Here is a 17480-nt window from a genome sequence, read left to right on the forward strand (position 1 = left end):
GTGTTTCTGCGGGTGTGTGTCGCTCTCCTCTGCGTGTTGTGGCTCCTGCTGCTCTCTTCTCCCCCCCACACCCCCCCCCTTCAGCTCACGGCTCAGACCCGGGGCGCCAGTACCGAGCCGCCGTCCCAGACGACGCCGATCTGCTGGTAGTAGGCGCCGATCGGCTCGTCCACCGTCAGCTCGGCCAGTTCCTCGGCCGGCGACGGGAACAGCCGCAGCTCCGCGTTGCCCCGCCAGACCGGCCCGCCCTCGAACGCCGCGGCGCCCGAGGAGATCAGCTCGGCGACGGTGTCCGGCGCGTCCTTCGCGATGCCGGGCAGCCAGCGGTGGTGGGCCATCGGGTGCCCGTTGACGAACCCGCCGGTCTCGCTCTCCGCCTCGAGTGTCAGCACTGCCTCGGCCAGGCGGCGGTCCCCGGCGGCGAGCGTGGCGCCGAAGCGGGCGCCGGGCGCCAGCCGGGGCGCGGGACCGTAGGGATGCGGGCGTGTCTGGTGGATCGAGCCGAGCTTCTTCGGGTAGCCCTGGTGGATCCCCCGCGCGATCGCGAAATCCTTGTCCACCCAGATGTACACGCAGCGCGAGTACGTCCTGCCCTCGAACCGGCAGCGCACCACCGCGAAACATTCCTTGTACTGCGCCAGAACCGGGTCGAGCAGCTGGCGGCCGTCCGCCGAGCAGGACTGCCAGTCCGCCCAGATGAGCGCGACCGCGCCGGGGTCCTCCTCGGCGGGCAGCAGGGGAGCGGGCAGCAGGGCGGCGACCTTCGCCGGATCGGTGCGGTACTCGATCGTCAGCAGGTCGCCGGAATAGTGCCACGGTGGCGGGGGGATCAGGGCCGCCAGCCCCGACGGGGTGCGGGGGTAGAAGAATCCTCGTACCGGCGCCATGAGACGGCCTCCAACCAGCGGCAGACGAACGTTTGGTAGCTAACGATATCAACTCCCCGGCGTGCGGAGAAGGCGAGCAAAGGGGCTTGTCGGCCCCGATTGCCCGGCCTATAGTTCGGTCCCAAACGACAACCCGGGAGGCCGGTCATGGACACCCCGCCCGATCGCGATGCCGTGCGCCGCGCCGTCGAGGACCTCACGGCGAGGGGGATCGACGTCCTGCGCGTGGGCTATCCCGACCTGATGGGGACCGAACGGTCCCGCGAGGTGCTCGTGGCTCAGCTGCCCGCGGTGATGGAGCACGGCCTCGCGTTCTGCCGCGCCGTCTACCACACGACGACGCGGGGCGAGACGCTCGACGTCGAGGGCGGGCTCGACGCGGGCCTGCCGGACGTGAAGGTCTTCCCGGATCTCACCACGATCGCCGACGTCCCCTGGGAGGACGGCGTCGCGTCCTGCCTCGGCAACGTGTTCGACCCCTCCGGCGAGCCCTGCGACGAATCGCCCCGCACCGTGCTGCGCGGCATCGTCGAGGCGTTCCACGCCACCGGCCTGTTCCCGGTGGTGGGTCCCGAGCTCGAGTACTTCGTGCTGGAGCGGGAGGGGGACGGCTGGCGGCGCTACGGCGACGAGTCCGGCAACATCTACGTCACCGGCGCGAAGGGCGACCCCGGCGGACACCTGACAGCGACCCTGCGGCAGTTGCGTGATCTCGGCATCGGGGTGACCGCGGGGAACCACGAATTCTGTCCCGGCCAGTTCGAGATCAACCTCGCGCATTCGGCGGCCGTGGATTCGGCCGACCGCGCCTTCCGGTTCAAATCCGCGATCAAGGAGCTGGAACGGCGCGCGGGCCGGATGGCGACGTTCATGGCCAAGCCGTTCAACGGCGAGGGCGCGTCCGGGTTCCACCTGCACGTCTCGCTGACCGACGCCGACGGCGTCAACGCCGGTGCCGATCCGGCCGGCCAGTTCGGGCTTTCCGCGGTGCTGCGTCACGCGCTGGCCGGGGTGCTCGCGCACGCACCGGCGCTCGCCGCGCTGGCCAATCCGACGGTCAACTCCTACAAGCGGTTCGGCCCCGACACCCTGGCTCCCTGGCTGATCGACTGGGGCCTGGACAACCGCAGCGCGATGGTCCGCATCCCGCCCGAGCGCGGCGACGCGACCCGCGTGGAACTGCGCCTGCCCGACAGTTCGGCGAATCCCTATCTGCTCTACGGCGGCGTACTGGCCGCGATGCAATTGGGCATCGAGGCCGGAGCCGAGCCACCGGCGCCCCTGGACGGCTACGGCTACGACCCCGCGAAGGCGCCCGTGCTGCCGACGTCGCTTTCGGCCGCGCTCGACGCCTTCGAGGCCGACGCGGCGTTGCAGGGGAAGCTCGGCAAACGACTGGTGTCCTCGTTCACCGCGTTCAAGCGCGACGAGGTCGAGCGCTACCGCGCCTGGGTCAGCGACTGGGAACTGCGGGAGTACGTCCACCACCTCTGAGCCCGGGGGCCACCGTGAGTACAGCGATCAGTACCGATCTCGACGACCTCGGCCTCTTCCAGCGCGGCGAAGCCTGGCAGGCCTTCGACGCATTGCGCCGCACCGACCCGGTGTCATGGACCCGCGAGCGTTCCGGCGCCGGCTACTGGAGCCTGACCCGGCACGCCGACATCGTCCGCGCCCTCCGCGACACCGCGACGTTCACCTCGGAGAAGTTCGTCAACCTCGAAGAGGTCGATGACGACCTGGCCGGCATCCGGCGTTCCATGCTGGAGACCGACGGGCCCCGGCACCGGGCGCTGCGGCAGGTGCTGCAACGGGATTTCACCCCGCGATGGCTCGCGGGCTACGAGACGTTCCTGCGCGGGCTCACGGCGTCCACAGTGGACAACGCGCTGGCGAAGGGCACCTTCGACTTCGTGCGCGAGGTGAGCGCCGACTTCCCGATCCGGGTACTGGCGCGCATGCTCGGCGTCCCGGACGAGGACACCGGGCAGCTCATCGAGTGGGGCAACCGCATCATCGGCAACACCGACCCGGACTACGCCGACGTCCTGCTCGGCAGCACGGACAGCGACCAGTACCGGCACCTGCCGTTCCGCAGCCCGGCCTCGCTCGAAGTGTTCGCCTACGGGGAGGAACTGGCCGCGCGTCGCCGCGGCGCCGACGGCGAGGACCTGGTGTCCAAACTGGTCAACCGGATGCCGCGCGACGGGGTGCCACTGTCCGAAACGGACTTCCGCAACTACTTCCTGCTGCTGGTGGTCGCGGGCAACGAGACCACCCGGCACGCCATCTCGCACGCGATGCTCGCACTGCTGGAGAACCCGGGCCAGCTCGTGCTCCTGCGGGAGCGTCCGGAGCTGATCCCCGGCGAGGTGGAGGAATTCCTCCGCTGGGCTTCGCCGGTCTACCACTTCCGCCGCACCGCGACCGTGGACGTCGTACTCGGCGGCAGGCGGATTTCGGCGGGGGACAAGGTGGTCCTGTGGTTCGCCGCGGGCAACCGCGATCCCGGTGTGTTCGCCGAGCCGCACCGCTTCGACGTCACCCGCTCGCCCAACGATCACCTCGCCTTCGGCAAGGGCGGCCCGCACTTCTGCCTCGGCAGCCACCTCGCCCGGCTGGAACTGCGGCTGATGTTCACCGAACTCGTCGCGCGGATCTCCTCGATCCGGCTGACCGCGACACCCCGCCGCGTGCGGTCCAACTTCGTGAACGGCCTCAAGGACCTCCCGGTCAGCGTGACCGCGCGGTAACTCGTCAGGACGTCGTGGTGTTCGCCCGTCGCAGAATGACGCCGCCGATGAGGGACAGGACGAAGACGGCTCCGCCGCCGAAGAACAGTCCCATGTCGACCGGGACGGAGTCCTCCAGCGACGCCTTCGCCTCGTCGTAGCTCATCGACGTACCGGCGCGGATCCGCTGGCAGACGTCGCCGGGGCGCATGTCCTTCCCGTCGCACACCGGGTTCGCGCCGGTGTGCTTCCACCACAGGAGCGCACCCGCGACGCACAGGAGAAAACTGATCACCGTCAGGACCTTCACGAATTTTCGCATCGCGGCGAAGCTTAGGTGCCGCCGATGAAATCCCGATGACACGCGGCGGAGGTCAGCCGCCCAGACCGTACAGGCCGATGTCGATGCCACGCCGCATGGCCTTCCAGAAGTCCTTTTCGGACTGACCGGCTTCGAGACTGGTGAGCGCCGCCCCCTGCACGGCCCCGGCCATGGCGCCGACCACCGCGGCGGCGCTGATCGCGTCCAGCGTGTCCGGGTAGGCCTCGCGCAGCGCCCCGGCGATCGTCCGCTGTTCGGCGAATTCCAGGCGCAGCGCCTTGGCCTGCAGGGCGGGGACGGTCATGATCAGCCGGGTGTAGAGCTCCATCAGCGTCCGGTCGTCCCGTCCGGCGCTTTCGGCGCGATAGCCGGCCAGCATGGCCTCGTAGGCGCGGGCCAGGAGGTCGGCGACCGGCTCGCCGGGCTTCCGCCCCGCGATGACCTCGACCGCGACGGCGGCGTTGCGCCCGGTGTCGGGGAACAGCACGGCCTCCTTGCTGGGGAAGTGGTTGAAGAACGTCTTGGTGGCCACGTCCGCGGCCGCGGCGATCTGCGCGACGGTGGTCTGTTCGTACCCCTGTTCCGAAAACAGCCTGATTGCCGTGTCCGCGATCAGCCGTCTCGTCTGCCGCTTCTTGCGTTCGCGCCGGGACTCGTCCATGCCCAGGACGTTACATCACCTGTACTCGTGAACACATTGCGAACTTACATCGAGTGTAGTTTCATGGCGTCATGAGCCGAGTGGTGATGGCGGGCATGCCCGCGTGGGGGCACGTCAACCCGAGTCTGCCGATCATGCGCGAGCTGACGCGGCGCGGAGTCGAGGTCACGTACTACACCGGCGAGGAGTTCCGCGCGCCGGTCGAACGCGCCGGATGCGAGTTCCGCGCCTACCCGCCGGGCACGATCAGCGTGGCCGGCATCGCCGAGGCCACGCAGTCCGGCAGCACGCTGCGAGTCGTCACCCGGGTGCTCCGGGCGACCGAGTCGTTGCTGCCGTTCCTGCGCGACGAGCTGGCCGGGGACCCGCCCGCGGCCATCGCCTTCGACTCCAACGCGATCTGGGGCCGGATGGCCGCGGCGAGCCTCGGCGTGCCGATGATCTCGCTGATGACGACGTTCCTGGTCGGCGGCAAGGATCTCTCCTGCCTGACCGCCCGCGAATGGGCCTGCTTCCTCGGGCCGACGATCCGGGACCTGCCCCGCACCGTGGCGGCGAAGCAGCGGGTGGTGCGGCGCTTCGGGAAGCGGATCTATCCGCCGTCGCCGACTCTGCCGATGCGCGGCGACGTCACGATCTTCCCGATCCCGCGCTGGCTGCAGGGTGATGACCCGCGCATCGACGCGAGCTGCCACTACGTCGGTCCCACCTTTCCGGAGGGCGGGGACAGCGCACCCGACGCCGAACTCGCCGCGTTCCTCGACGAGCCCGGACCACTGGTCCTCGTCTCGCTGGGCACCCTGCACGCGGGCAGCGGCGCGTTCTTCCACGCCTGTTTCGAGGCACTGGGCGACCTGCCCGCGCGCGTGCTGATCGCGACCGGCGGCGTCGACCCGGCCGGGCTGGGCCGCCCGCCGGCGGGCACGCTGGTCCGCGCTTCCGTCCCGCAGCGCGAGGTGTTGCGGCACGCGTCGGCGTTCGTCACCCACGGCGGGATGAACAGTGCACTGGAAGGGCTGGCCCGCGGCGTGCCGCTGGTCGTGGTCCCGCAGCAGGCCGAACAGCTGATCATCGGCCGGAAGGTCGCCGGGCGCGGGGCGGGAACGGTGTTGCGGCACGCGATGTCCCGTCGTCCCGTCCCGGCCGGGGAGCTGCGGACCGCCGTCGAACGAGCCCTGACGGACCCCTCGTTGCGGGTGGCGGCGAAGGAGGCTGGCGCGTCTCTCGGCGAGGGCGGGGGAGCGGTCGCGGCAGCCGAGGCCATCCAGAATCGCCTAGGAGCCTAGCGTCTCGCCGGCGTCGCCGAAAGATCGGAACAACGTGCCCGGTAATCATGGACAATGTTCGCGGTGTAGGCGATCTTTGTCCGTGCCGCACTTCATGTAACGGTTCCCGGTCTTTTTATCACCCCGGATCACCATTGTTCCGGGGCGCCGGATCGCCGCATTGTGTCGTATCGGGGCCGGTGCTACCTTCGGCGAGCACGGGGGTGAAATGTCCCTGTTCCACGTCTGGAGGGCGTTGGTGGAAATGGATTCTCCGGAACAAGATCCCGGAACGCCGTCCGGGTCGCGCGGGGTGATATCACGGCGGAAGGTGATTCGCGGAGTCACGGGTGTGGCCGCGACGATCGGTGCGCTTTCGGTAGCGGCGGCCACGCCCGCCGGGGCCAGTCAGGGCGGTTGGAAATGGTGCGAAAGGTGTGCCGGGTTGTGGTTTTCCGGCAACAACACGCGCGGCAGCTGTCCTGCGGGCGATCTGTTCGACGGTGGTCACCACAGCAACGGCAGCGGTAACTACGTCCTCAAGTTCACTTCCGACGGCGGCGCGGGAGAAGACGGGTGGGTCTGGTGTCACAATTGCCAGGGCCTGTGGTCGATCTTCTGGCATGTGGTGCGAGGGCAAACGGCAAGCCGTTGTCCGAACGGGTCGCCAGGGCCGGGACATAGCACGCTGGGCTCCGGGCAGTACCGCATCGAGTCGCTGCCGGACGGAATGGACGGTCCCGGCGGTCAGAGCAACTGGGACATCTGCATCAAATGTTCGGGTCTGTTCTTCGCCGGCAATCCGACGCTCGGCAGATGTCCGGGCGGCGGTGCGCACCAGAGGCGCTTGGATCCCTTCCGGAATTATCTGCTCCGGCAGTAGCGGTGCGGCCGGGTCCGGTTCGCCGGTGCCGGCGAGCCGTAACTAGGCTGACCGGCGACCGGTACGTCGGAGGGCGGTAATGGCGATCGTGGACACGACGGTGGCGGAGGTGGCACGGCAGTACGGGCTCGAACCGCTGCCGGTCGAGGGCGGGCTGTTCCGGCGAACCTGGGCGGGCCCCGTGGACGGGACCGGACGCCCGGCGGGTTCGGCGATCATCGCGCTGTTCGCCACCGGCGGGCTGTTCTCCGCGATGCACCGGCTGCCGATCGACGAGGTCTGGCACTTCTACCGCGGTGATCCGCTCGAACTCCTGCTGCTGCCCGAAAACGGCGAGGCGCACGTCGAGATCCTCGGGCACGCGGCGGGACAGCACATCCAGCTGACCGTGCCCGCCGGAACGTGGATGGGCGCGCAGGTCGCGCCCGGCGGGCACTGGTCGCTGTGCGGGACCACGATGGCGCCGGGCTTCGTGCCCGACGACTACGAAGGCGGCGACGCCGAGGAACTCGTCGCGCGGTATCCCTCGGCCGCCGACAGGATTCGCGCGCTGTGCCGTCCCGGTGCCGGGCGGCGGATGACCGAGGACCCCGATGCGTGACCCCGCCCTGCCGGACCTGACCGGAAAGGTCGCGCTGATCACCGGCGCGGGCGGCGGGATCGGGCAGGCGATCGCCCTGCGGTTCGCGCGGGCGGGTGCCGCGGTGGTGCTCCATCATCACCGCAGCGCCGGGAACGCCACGACACTCGCCGGACGCATCGCCGACGAGGGCGGGAAGACCCTCGTCGTGAGCGGCGACCTCACCGACGAGCGGACGTGTCACCGGATCGTGGAACAGGCGGTGACCGCGGCGGGACGGCTCGACGCGCTGGTCAACAACGCCGGGATCCAGCCGGTCGAGCCGCTGGCGACGATGTCGGCGGCGAGCTGGCGCGAGCTGGTCGACGTCAACCTGACCGGCGCGTTCCTGTGCACCCAGGCCGCGGTGACGGCGTTGCGGGAGCACGGCGGCGGCAGCGTCACGCACATCGCCTCGATCGAGGGCACGCAACCGGCACCCGGCCACGCCCACTACAGCGCGAGCAAGGCCGGGCTGATCATGCACGCGCGGGCGGCCGCGCTGGAATACGGCGAGTTCGGCGTCCGCGTCAACAGCGTTTCCCCGGGCCTGATCGACCGGCCGGGCCTGGCCGAGGACTGGCCCGAAGGACTCGAACGGTGGAACCGGGCCGCGCCGCTGGGCCGTGCCGGACGAGGCCGGGACGTCGGCGACGCCTGCGTGTTCCTCGCCTCGGACATGGCTTCCTGGATCACCGGGCACAACCTCGTGGTGGACGGCGGGATCGGCGCGCGGCCGACCTGGTGACCTGATCGGGGGACGCCGGAGTCTCCCGATTTGACGTGCGTGAACGTGCATATGACCGTCAGGGGTGCCCACTCGACCGTCCCGAAAGGACTGACGATGACCACCCTGGAACACCCCGCCGCGGAAACCCACCGGCACACGCACGGACCCGGCTGCGGCCACGACGCCGTGCTGCACGACGACCACGTCGACTATGTCCACGATGGACACCTGCACCGCGAACATCGGGACGCCGGCGGCGTCCACTACGACGAATGCACGAAGTGTTCCTGCCCGGACTGTTCGGACAGCTGCGCGGTGTGCGACTGCGCGAACTGCAGCTGCCCCACGTGCAACCACGCGACCTGTCAGTGCGCGCACTGCGCGGACGACTGCGCGCACTGTGTCTGCTCGGACTGCAGCTGCCCGACCTGCCGCCACGCCGCCTGACCAGGGCCGTTCCGTCCACAGTGGAGAGAAAGGAGTACGGGAAGGCCCTCGACACGGCGAGGGCCGAGGCTCGACACTGAAAATCCCCTGCTCGGGTGGTGGCTTCGACGGGCGGTGGCACGGGACCGGGGTTAGGTTCGTGATCGGCCGGTCACGGACAGGGAGGTCGACGTGGTGAGTGGTTCGGGCGCGGCGGTGGCGCTGCTGGTGGTCCGGGGTGTGTTCGCGATCCTCTTCGGCGTCCTGGCCCTGGTGTGGCCCGGCGTCACGGCGGTCGCGCTGGCCTTCGTGTTCGGGATCTACGCGATCATCGACGGCATCGCGCTGCTCGCCGAGCCGAAGGAGGCCGAGCGGCGCTGGGGCACGATCATCGCCGGGGTGCTGGGCATCATCGCCGGGGTGCTGACGCTGGTGTGGCCCGCGATCACCGCGCTGACGCTGGCGCTGCTCGTCGGGATCTGGGCGGTGGTCACCGGGATCATGGAGATCAGCACGGCGATCCGGCTGCGCAAGTGGATCCGCGGCGAGCTGTTCCTCGGCATCGCGGGCGCGCTGTCGGTGGTGCTCGGGGTGCTCATCTTCATCCGGCCGGACGCCGGCGCCGTCTTCATCGCGCTGATGGCCGGGATCTACGCGCTGGTCTTCGGCGTCATCATGCTCGTGCTCGCCTTCCAGCTGTATCGCTCGTCACGCACCGCGGTGTGAAGCGCCGGGCACCCGGCAACGCGGGTTAGGGTAGGCGCGCCTAACGACCGACCCGGAAGCCCGTGATGACCCAGCCCCGACGCCGACGCCGGCGCCGCTCGTGACGAGCGTGCACGAAAACCCTCCGCACACCGAGGTCCGGCATCGCCATCGTGGCGTGACGCTGGCCGCCGGGCTGCTCGTCCTCGTCACCGTGCTCGCGCTGGCCGTGGTGCTCAGCATCGCGGTCGGCGCCCGCGGCGTCGCGCCGGGCACCGTGCTCGACGCGCTGATCCACTTCGACCCGGCGAACCCCGACCACGTCGTGGTCCGCGACCTGCGGCTGCCCCGCACGCTGATCGGCCTGCTGGCCGGGGTCGCGCTCGGCCTCGCCGGAGCCGTGATCCAGGGCGTCACCCGCAACCCCCTCGCGGATCCGGGGATCCTCGGGGTGAACGCGGGGGCGGCGCTGTTCGTCGTGCTCGGCATCACCGCGTTCGGGCTGACCAGCGTCACGGGGTACGTCTGGCTGGGCTTTCTCGGCGCGGCGGTCGCGGGCACCATCGTCTACGCGATCGGCTCGCTCGGCCGCGAGGGCGCGACACCGGTGAAGCTGGCGCTCGCCGGAGCCGCGGTGACGGCGGCGCTCGCCTCGGTGACCAGCGGTGTCCTGCTCACCGACACGATGACCTTCGACCAGTTCCGGTTCTGGCAGGTCGGTTCGCTGACCGGCCGCGATCCGGCCGCGATCGGACAGGTGCTCCCGTTCCTCGCCGTCGGCGTGGTGCTCGCCCTCGGCTCGGCCCGGATGCTGAACACGCTGTCGCTGGGCGAAGACCTCGCCCGCGCGCTCGGCCAGAACGTCGTGCTCACCCGGCTGCTGTGCGCGCTGGGCGTGATCGTCCTTTGTGGATCGGCGACGGCGATCGCCGGGCCGATCGGGTTCGTCGGGCTCACCGTGCCGCACGTCGCCCGGCTGATCACCGGCCCCGACCACCGCTGGCTGCTGCCGTACTCCGCGGTGCTCGCACCGCTGCTCCTGCTCGTGGCGGACGTCGTGGGCCGCGTCGTGCTCCGGCCCGCCGAGGTCGCCGTCGGCATCGTCACCGCCGTCATCGGCGCGCCCGTGTTCGTCGTGCTGGTCCGGCGCCGGAAGCTGGCGCAACTGTGAACCGCACCGCCGCGGCCGACGCCGTCCGTGTCGTCACCGCCGCCCGCAGACACGGCGTCCGGCGCGCCCGGACGGTTTCGCTGCTCCTGTTCGCCGCCGTCGTGATCGTGTTCGGCGCCTCTCTTTCGGTCGGCGACTTCACCGTGCCGATTCCGGACCTGCTCCGGATTCTGACCGGTTCGGGCACCGGGCGCGGCGTGTACGTGGTGACCGAGTTGCGGCTGCCGCGCGCGGTGTGCGGCCTGCTCGTCGGGGTCGCCTTCGGGCTCGCGGGCGCGTTGTTCCAGCGGCTGCTGCGCAATCCGCTCGCCAGCCCGGACGTCGTCGGCGTGACCTCGGGGGCGAGCGCGGCCGGGGTGGTGTGCCTGGTCGTGTTCGGCGCGTCGGGCGCGATCGTGTCGGCCGGTGCGCTCGCGGGCGGCGTGGTGACCGCGGCGGCGATCTACCTGCTGGCCTGGCGGCGCGGGATGAACGGCTACCGGCTCGTGCTCGTCGGCATCGGGATCGCCGCGGTGCTGTCCAGCGTGATCTCGTTCCTGATGACCTGGGCCGACGTCCAGCTCGCCCAGCAGGCGCTGGTGTGGCTGACCGGCAATCTCAACGGCCGGGGCTGGGAGCACGTCGGGCCGCTGGCGCTGGGCATGGCCGTTCTCGTCCCGCTCGCCCTGCTGCTCAGCCGCACGCTCGCGGCCCTGCAACTGGGCGACGACAGCGCGCGGGGGATCGGCGTCGCCGTCGAACGCGGCAGGCTGGGGCTCATCCTGATCGGCGTCGCGCTGGCGAGCCTGGCCACCGCCGCGGCGGGGCCGGTGGCGTTCGTCGCGTTCGTGTCGAATCCGATCGCCACCCGGCTGGCCGGCGGTGCTCGCCCCTCACTGGTCCCGGCCGCGCTGACCGGCGCGCTGGTGACGCTGGCGGGTGACTTCGCCGCCGCGCATCTGCTGGGCACCACCCAGCTCCCGGTCGGCGTGGTGACGGGCGCGGTCGGCGCCCCGTACCTCCTGCTGCTGCTCGCGAGGGCGAACCGGGCGGGCCGGATCTGAAGCCGTGCAAGAGAAAGAGAGAACACCCATGAGCGACGCTTGCGAGCGAATCATGGATACCATGCGCCAAAAGGGAATTGGGCACAGTCTCGCGGAGCGAGGCGATCGCATGCATGCGAGAACCAGGACGAGAACGATCGCCACGGCGCTTGTGGTGGCGCTCGGCGGCCTCGTCGCGGCCTGCGGGCAGCCCGCTCCGCAAAGCTCGTCAGGCGTCGGGGACACCGAGGTCGCGAAGGGCGGGAAGCTCTTCAGCACCGCCGACACGGCCACCGCGAAACTCGGCGCCGACGTCGGCCCGGGGGTCTTCCCCCGCACCGTGACTCACGCGCTGGGGCAGACGAAGCTGGAGAAGAAGCCGGCGCGCGTCGTTGTACTCGACAGCGGCGAACTCGACGACGTGCTTTCGCTCGGGGTCACGCCGGTCGGGATGGCCACGACCGCGGGCGCCGACGGCGTCCCGTCCTATCTCGCCGACCGGGCGAAGGGCATCCCGGCGGTCGGGAAGATCGACAACCTCAATCTCGAGGCGATCGCCCGGCTGAACCCGGATCTCATCCTCGGCAGCAAACTGCGCGCGAACGATCTGTACCCGAAACTGTCGAAGATCGCGCCGACCGTATTCAGCATCCGCCCCGGTTTCCCGTGGAAGGAAAACCTCCTGCTGGCCGGTGCTTCGCTCGGCGAGGAGAGCAAGGCTGTCGAACTGCTCAACGGCTACCAGAACCGCGCCAACGAGGTGAAGAAGGGAATCGCCAGTAACCCCAGGATCTCCCTCGTCCGTTTTCTGTCCGGCAACATCCGATTGTACGGGAATCTTTCCTTCATCGGCGTAATACTGAAGGACGTCGGTCTCGCCAGGCCGGACAACCAGAACATCGCCGATCTCGCCACGCAGGTCGCGGCGGAACGCATCGACCAGGCCGACGCCGACTGGATCTTCTATTCGAGCTACGGCGCCGGTCCGAGTCAGGACGAGAAGACCGTGACCGGCGGCGCGCTGTGGGCCGGGCTCGGCGCGGTCAAGGCGAAGCACGCTGTCCGCGTCGACGACGAAGTGTGGTTCCTCGGCCTCGGGCCGGCGGGCGCGATGAAGGTCCTGGACGACCTCGCCCGCAGCCTCGGTTAACCCCGTTTTGCGCCATTCGGCTGGTGCTCGCGCTCGCGGGCACCGGCCGTTCTCGTCCGGCACCGGGGTCGACGGAGTGTCACGACATCGCTCACGCAGCGGAATCGGGTTTCCCGTTCCCCGGCACGATTGAAGTCCGGAGAGGCGAGTCACACGACGCGTTCATGGTCGGATGATCCTATCGGCCGCTCGAATTCATCCCGGCCGCACAAATGGCCGTGACGGTCGTTCCGGTTTCGGTCGCTTTCGGCCGTAAGAGGTAAAAAGGGGCCGCCGCGGGAGTGGTCCGACTTCCAGGGCTTGACATTTCCGCGCCGCTCCCGAGATCCTGCTCCCTGCACCTTCCGCCGGAACCCCGGATTGTCGCGGTGACCGGCGGATTTTTCTTGTTCGAGGCCGATACGGCCCGCGCGCTAGGGGAGGGTTCGGCTGGTTGCGCTGCGCGTGAACGACGAACGGCAGCAGCGATAACCGAAGGTTCATCATGGCGAACGCAGGGCGGGAATCGAATTCGCCGCGGCCGGTGCGCGGCCGCGCGGCGCAGCGGGCACAGATCACGGCGGCCTTGCGGGCCGCGGCCGAGGACGGACGCGGCCGGATCCTCCTGATGGATGCCCCGGCGGGAAGCGGCAAGACCCGGCTGATCCGCGAAGCCGTGTGCCTGGCCGAGAGTCGAGGCTTCTCCGTGGTCGATCGCATCGCGCACGAACCGCCGACCGACGGCGCACGTCCGGAAACGGACGAAACCCGCACGACGGCGCGGGAAATCGACCGGCTGGCCCGGCACACCGCGCGGCTGCACCGGCTCGTGCGGGACCGGCTGCGGCAGGGGCCGGTCGTGGTCGCCGTCGACGACCTGCACGAGCTGGACGCGCTCACGTTGTCGGCGCTCGGGAGCGTGACCGGCGGGTTCGCCGCCGCCCCGGTCGTCTGGCTCCTCGCCGCCCGTGCCGGCGACGGCCGGTCGCCGCACGGTCTGCTGCTCAAGGCGCTGGCGCGGGCCGGGCACGCGGAATGGATCCAGCCACTCGACGCGCTGCCCGCCGCGGTGGTGGCGGAGATCGCGGGTGATCTGCTCGGCGCCCGCCCGGACCCGGACCTGGTGGCGCTGAGCGCGTGTCTCGACGGCTCGCCCGGCGCGGTGGTCGCCTTGTTCGAGGGACTGCGGGCCGATCGGGCCCTCGAGTTCGACGGCGGGGTCGCGCGGCTCGCGGCGGGGGAGCTGACCAGGCCGTCCTCGGTCGCGGACGCGGGTACGCGGCTGCCGGAGCGCTTCCTCGCGCTGATGCGTGAGCGATTCGGCCGGTTGTCGATGGCGAGCAGGCAGCTGCTGCAGGTGGCGGCCGTGCTCGGCCGGTCGTTCACCGCGCGGGACCTGGCGGAGATGCTCGACGAATCACCGGCGGCGTTGCTGCGTCCCCTGTGGGAGGCACAGGCCGAGGGGATCCTGGCCGGCCGGGGCGCGGGGTTCGCCTTCCGCGCGGATCTGCTCTGGCGGGCCGCGTTGGCGCTGGTGCCCGCGCACCTGCTCGCGCTGCTGCACCGTCAAGCGGCGACGATGCACCTGGCCCGCGGTGGCGAGTCCGCCGACGAAGCGGCGGCGGCCTGTCATCTGGTCCGCTGCGCCGAGCCCGGGGACACCGAGGCGATCACGACCATCGCCGAAGCCGCGAACCGGCTGCTGGCCGCCGCGCCCGAAACGGCGGCCACGCTCGCGCTGCGGGGAATGGAGATCGCCGAACGCGGGGCGCCGGAGCACTTCGCGCTGGCCACCACGGCGATGACGGCGTTGATGCGGTCGGGCAGTCTCGACCGGGCCGCCGAGGTCGCCGACCGGGTCGTCGGCGGTGTCCCCGCCGGAGTGCAGGAGCAGTCGGTGCGTGCGAACCTGGCCACGATCATGGTGCTGCGCGGGGAGACACGGAAGGCGTTGTCGCTCGCGCCGGAACCGCGCCGGGCCCCGGACGACGAGCGCGACTGCGGGACGCCCTGCCCGGACGTGGTCCGGCTGACCGCACTGTCCTTTTCGGACTCGCCGGCCGCGGAACGGACGGCGGACGGGCTGCTCGCCGAGCCGGGTGGCCCGCGCTGCGACGATCTGGTGGCGACCGCGCTGGCGGTCCGGGCGACGGCGTGCTGGAACGCGGGCCGGATCGGGGACGCGTTCCGCGCGATGGAGCGGTCGGTGGAGCGCTGGCGGCGGCTTTCCGGTGCGCTGACGGCGTATCCGTTGTGGCAGAAGGCCTGGATGCTCGTGCGGGCACACCAGCTCGACGAGGCCGAGGCGGTGATCGCGGAGATGAACGACGTCATCTCCGCGGCGGGCGCGAAGGTGGTGGCGTCGGTGCCACTGGTCCTGCGCGGCTGGGTCCGGCTGCTGCGCGGTGACCTGGACGGCGCCGAGTCCGCCGCCGCCGAAGCGGTCGCGCACTTCCACGAAACGCAGATGCTGCTGACCCTGCCCACGTTGCACGCCGTGCGGGTGCTGGTGGCGTTGCGGCGGGGCGATGTCGCCGTCGCGGGCAGGCGTGTCCGGTCGCTCGAGGAATCCGTGCCCACGGACCCGGACCATCCACTGTGGACATTGCGCTGCCGGGTCGCAGCGCAGGTGCCCGCTGCCGGCGGTGACGCCGCGGCGGCGCTGGAGATCCTGCTCCGCGCGGGCGAGCGGCGCGGGCTGATCCTGGCGGATCCCGCCGCGGCGGCGTGGTATGTCCGGACCTCGCTCGCCGCGAAACGCCCCGACATCGGCCGGGAGTTCGCCGAAGCGGCCGAGGCGGTCAGCGCGGCCAATCCCGGTTATCCGGTGTTCGGCGTCGCCGCGAGCCATGCCCGCGCGCTGCTGGACCGGGACGCCGCGGCGATCGCGGAGGTCGCCGGACAGTACCCGGACCCGTGGGTCCGCGCTTCGGCGATCGAGGACGCCGGTGTGCTCCGGTGCGGCACCGACCGCCCGGCAGGCATCGCCGGACTCGCCAGGGCGATGGACGCCTACGAAGCGGCCGGCGCGGCGTGGGACGCCGCGCGGGTCCGGCGGCGGCTGCGTGGCCTCGGGGTGCGGCGGCGGCACTGGAACCACGCCCCGCGGCCCGAAACGGGCTGGGCGAGCCTGACCGACACCGAAGAGAAGGTGGCGCGGCTGGTGGCGCGGGGCCTGACCAACCGGCAGGTGGCCAGCGAGCTGTTCGTGTCGCCGCACACCGTGGGATTCCACCTGCGGCAGATCTACCGCAAGCTCGGGATCCAGTCCCGCGTCGACCTCGCCAGAATCGCGCCCGGCCGCTGACCCGGGCGGAGGCCGAAGACTGCTCCGTTCGGGCTAAGCCGTGAGGATGAGGTGAACCGGCCTGATGGCCGATGAAACCTTCTCATCGCCGTCGATAGTGTCGGTTTCTCCCTGACAGTCACCAAAGACTTACAGGGAGGAAGGGAATCTCATGCGACGTTCTCTGCTTTCCGGTGCGGTCGTGCTGGCGCTCGCCGCACCACTGCTGATCGCCGCTCCGGCGTCGGCGAGCCCACCGGCCATCGACTGGAAACCCTGCGCCGACGCGCCCGGCGTGGACTGCGCGCGGCTCGCCGTCCCCCTCGACTGGGCCAAGCCCGGTGGCGAGCGGATCGAACTGTCACTGGCCCGGCGCAAGGGGACCGGCACCGGGGAGAAACTGGGCACCCTGATGTACGGGCCGGGCGGGCCCGGCGGAGCGGGCGCGAAGAGCCTGAAACACGGCAAGATCCTCGCCGATCCGGTCTACGACCACTACGACGTCATCAGTTACGACTCGCGGGGTATCGGCGACAGCAAGCCGATCGCCTGCCCGGACGGTCCCGAGCCACGGGGGTGGCCTGCCACCGAGGAGCAGTTCCGGGACCTGACGGCCAAGAGCAAGCAGTACATCGCCGACTGCCGCAAGCTCAGCGGCCCGATCTACGACCACGTCGACACGCGCAGCGACGTCCGGGACATGGACGCCATCCGCGCGGCGATCGGCGAGCGCAAGCTCAACTACTACGGTGTCTCGTACGGGACTCTGCGGGGCCAGCAGTACGCGGAGTTCTTTCCCCGCAACGTCGGGCGCCTGGTACTCGATTCGACGATGGACCACAGCATGACCAGCAACTGGGACTTCGTGCGCACCGAAAGCGTTGCGCGTGAAGAGGTCTTCCGGCAGTTCGTGCGGTGGTGTGCCGACAAGCCGGAGTGCGCGCTGCACGGCCAGGACGTCGAGAAACTGGTGCGGGAGCTCTACGACCGGGCCGACGCGGGCACGTTGCCGGATCCGGATGATCCGGCGCAGAAGTACGACGGGCCCCGTCTGGCGGCGCACATCGAGAGTTACACGCTGTCCGAGGAGTTCGCCGTTCTCGGGACCTTCCTGAAGACCCTCCGTGACAGCGGGACCAAGCCGGAGCTGCTGGCCGCGGCGCCGACCGCCCCGAACCCGACCAGGGCCATCTGGTGCAACGACTGGGCATACCGGGTGTCCGGATACGAGGAGTTCAAGAAGCTGGACGACGGTCTGCGCAAGGTTTCGCCGAACATCCGGTTCAACGGCTACAACCCGTGGGCGCTGGTGTGCGCGGGCCAGCCCGCGCCGGTCAACCCGCCGCACAAGCTCACCCTGAGCCGTGATGTGCCGCCGCTGCTCATCACCAACGCGCGGCACGACCCCGCGACGGCCTACCCGTGGGCGAAGTCGATGGAGAAGCAGACCGGGATGACGCTGGTGACCTACGACGGTGGCGGGCACGGGATGTACTTCGTGAGCAAGTGTTCGCGTGAGTACATCCATCAGTACCTGTTCACCGGCGCGGTGCCGCCGCGCGGGACGCACTGCGCGGTCGAGCCACGCCCGGCGTCGGCGCGGGCGGACCTGCCGGTGCCGCCCGACGTGGCGACGTTCTGA

16 protein-coding genes are annotated in these 17480 nt (G+C 70.6%); 13 read left to right on the forward strand and 3 right to left on the reverse strand.

The genetic code is table 11. The features are described 5' to 3' along the window. Positions 1-92 precede the first annotated feature (92 nt). Entirely contained in the window at positions 93-887 is a 795-nt protein-coding gene (locus ACFWX1_RS00405) for an acetoacetate decarboxylase family protein (RefSeq protein WP_378382635.1), read from the reverse strand. Positions 888-1034: 147 nt separating this feature from the next. On the opposite strand from ACFWX1_RS00405, the gene ACFWX1_RS00410 reads away from it, so the two are divergent. Next, positions 1035-2381, forward strand: a complete 1347-nt coding sequence (locus tag ACFWX1_RS00410) for a glutamine synthetase family protein (RefSeq protein ID WP_378382636.1) — start codon at positions 1035-1037, stop codon at positions 2379-2381. Between the two features lie 14 nt (positions 2382-2395). Further along, positions 2396-3640: a cytochrome P450 gene (locus ACFWX1_RS00415; protein WP_378382637.1), complete on the forward strand. Its 1245-nt coding sequence runs from the start codon at positions 2396-2398 to the stop codon at positions 3638-3640. Positions 3641-3644: 4 nt separating this feature from the next. On the opposite strand, the gene ACFWX1_RS00420 is transcribed toward ACFWX1_RS00415, so the two are convergent. Continuing rightward, positions 3645-3941: a hypothetical protein gene (locus ACFWX1_RS00420; protein ID WP_378382638.1), complete on the reverse strand. Its 297-nt coding sequence runs from the start codon at positions 3939-3941 to the stop codon at positions 3645-3647. Positions 3942-3993: 52 nt separating this feature from the next. Then, the gene (locus tag ACFWX1_RS00425; protein WP_378382639.1) at positions 3994-4602 is read right to left on the reverse strand and encodes a TetR/AcrR family transcriptional regulator; all 609 of its coding nucleotides are present in this window, start codon (positions 4600-4602) and stop codon (positions 3994-3996) included. Between the two features lie 71 nt (positions 4603-4673). Between ACFWX1_RS00425 and ACFWX1_RS00430 the strand changes: the two genes are divergently transcribed. The 11 genes from ACFWX1_RS00430 to ACFWX1_RS00480 all read left to right on the forward strand — a co-directional run bounded on the left by ACFWX1_RS00430 (position 4674) and on the right by ACFWX1_RS00480 (position 17480). Continuing rightward, complete coding sequence (locus ACFWX1_RS00430; RefSeq protein ID WP_378382640.1) at positions 4674-5888, forward strand: macrolide family glycosyltransferase; 1215 nt, start codon at positions 4674-4676, stop codon at positions 5886-5888. Between the two features lie 331 nt (positions 5889-6219). Beyond that, positions 6220-6750, forward strand: coding sequence for a hypothetical protein (locus ACFWX1_RS00435; RefSeq protein ID WP_378382641.1), 531 nt, complete (start codon positions 6220-6222; stop codon positions 6748-6750). A gap of 79 nt (positions 6751-6829) precedes the next feature. Further along, positions 6830-7351 (forward strand): cupin domain-containing protein, encoded by a 522-nt coding sequence (locus ACFWX1_RS00440; RefSeq protein WP_378382642.1) that lies wholly within the window; start codon positions 6830-6832, stop codon positions 7349-7351. Further along, a complete protein-coding gene (locus ACFWX1_RS00445) occupies positions 7344-8117 on the forward strand; it encodes an SDR family NAD(P)-dependent oxidoreductase (RefSeq protein WP_378382643.1) in 774 nt (257 codons plus the stop codon). The genes ACFWX1_RS00440 and ACFWX1_RS00445 overlap by 8 nt, the downstream gene beginning before the upstream one ends. Before the next feature lie 96 nt (positions 8118-8213). Next, entirely contained in the window at positions 8214-8546 is a 333-nt protein-coding gene (locus ACFWX1_RS00450; RefSeq protein WP_378382644.1) for a hypothetical protein, read from the forward strand. 171 nt (positions 8547-8717) lie between these two features. Continuing rightward, positions 8718-9251 carry an HdeD family acid-resistance protein gene (locus ACFWX1_RS00455; protein WP_378382645.1) on the forward strand — a complete coding sequence of 178 codons (534 nt, stop codon included), beginning with the start codon at positions 8718-8720 and terminating at the stop codon, positions 9249-9251. A gap of 109 nt (positions 9252-9360) precedes the next feature. Further along, positions 9361-10401, forward strand: coding sequence for a FecCD family ABC transporter permease (locus ACFWX1_RS00460; RefSeq protein WP_378382646.1), 1041 nt, complete (start codon positions 9361-9363; stop codon positions 10399-10401). Next, positions 10398-11444: a FecCD family ABC transporter permease gene (locus ACFWX1_RS00465; protein ID WP_378382647.1), complete on the forward strand. Its 1047-nt coding sequence runs from the start codon at positions 10398-10400 to the stop codon at positions 11442-11444. The genes ACFWX1_RS00460 and ACFWX1_RS00465 overlap by 4 nt, the downstream gene beginning before the upstream one ends. A gap of 109 nt (positions 11445-11553) precedes the next feature. After that, positions 11554-12573 (forward strand): ABC transporter substrate-binding protein, encoded by a 1020-nt coding sequence (locus ACFWX1_RS00470; protein ID WP_378382648.1) that lies wholly within the window; start codon positions 11554-11556, stop codon positions 12571-12573. Positions 12574-13057: 484 nt separating this feature from the next. Further along, entirely contained in the window at positions 13058-15859 is a 2802-nt protein-coding gene (locus ACFWX1_RS00475) for a LuxR C-terminal-related transcriptional regulator (protein WP_378382649.1), read from the forward strand. Between the two features lie 151 nt (positions 15860-16010). Further along, complete coding sequence (locus ACFWX1_RS00480) at positions 16011-17480, forward strand: alpha/beta hydrolase (protein ID WP_378382650.1); 1470 nt, start codon at positions 16011-16013, stop codon at positions 17478-17480.

This window comes from Amycolatopsis sp. NPDC059021, assembly GCF_042739895.1.
Lineage (GTDB): Bacteria > Actinomycetota > Actinomycetes > Mycobacteriales > Pseudonocardiaceae > Amycolatopsis.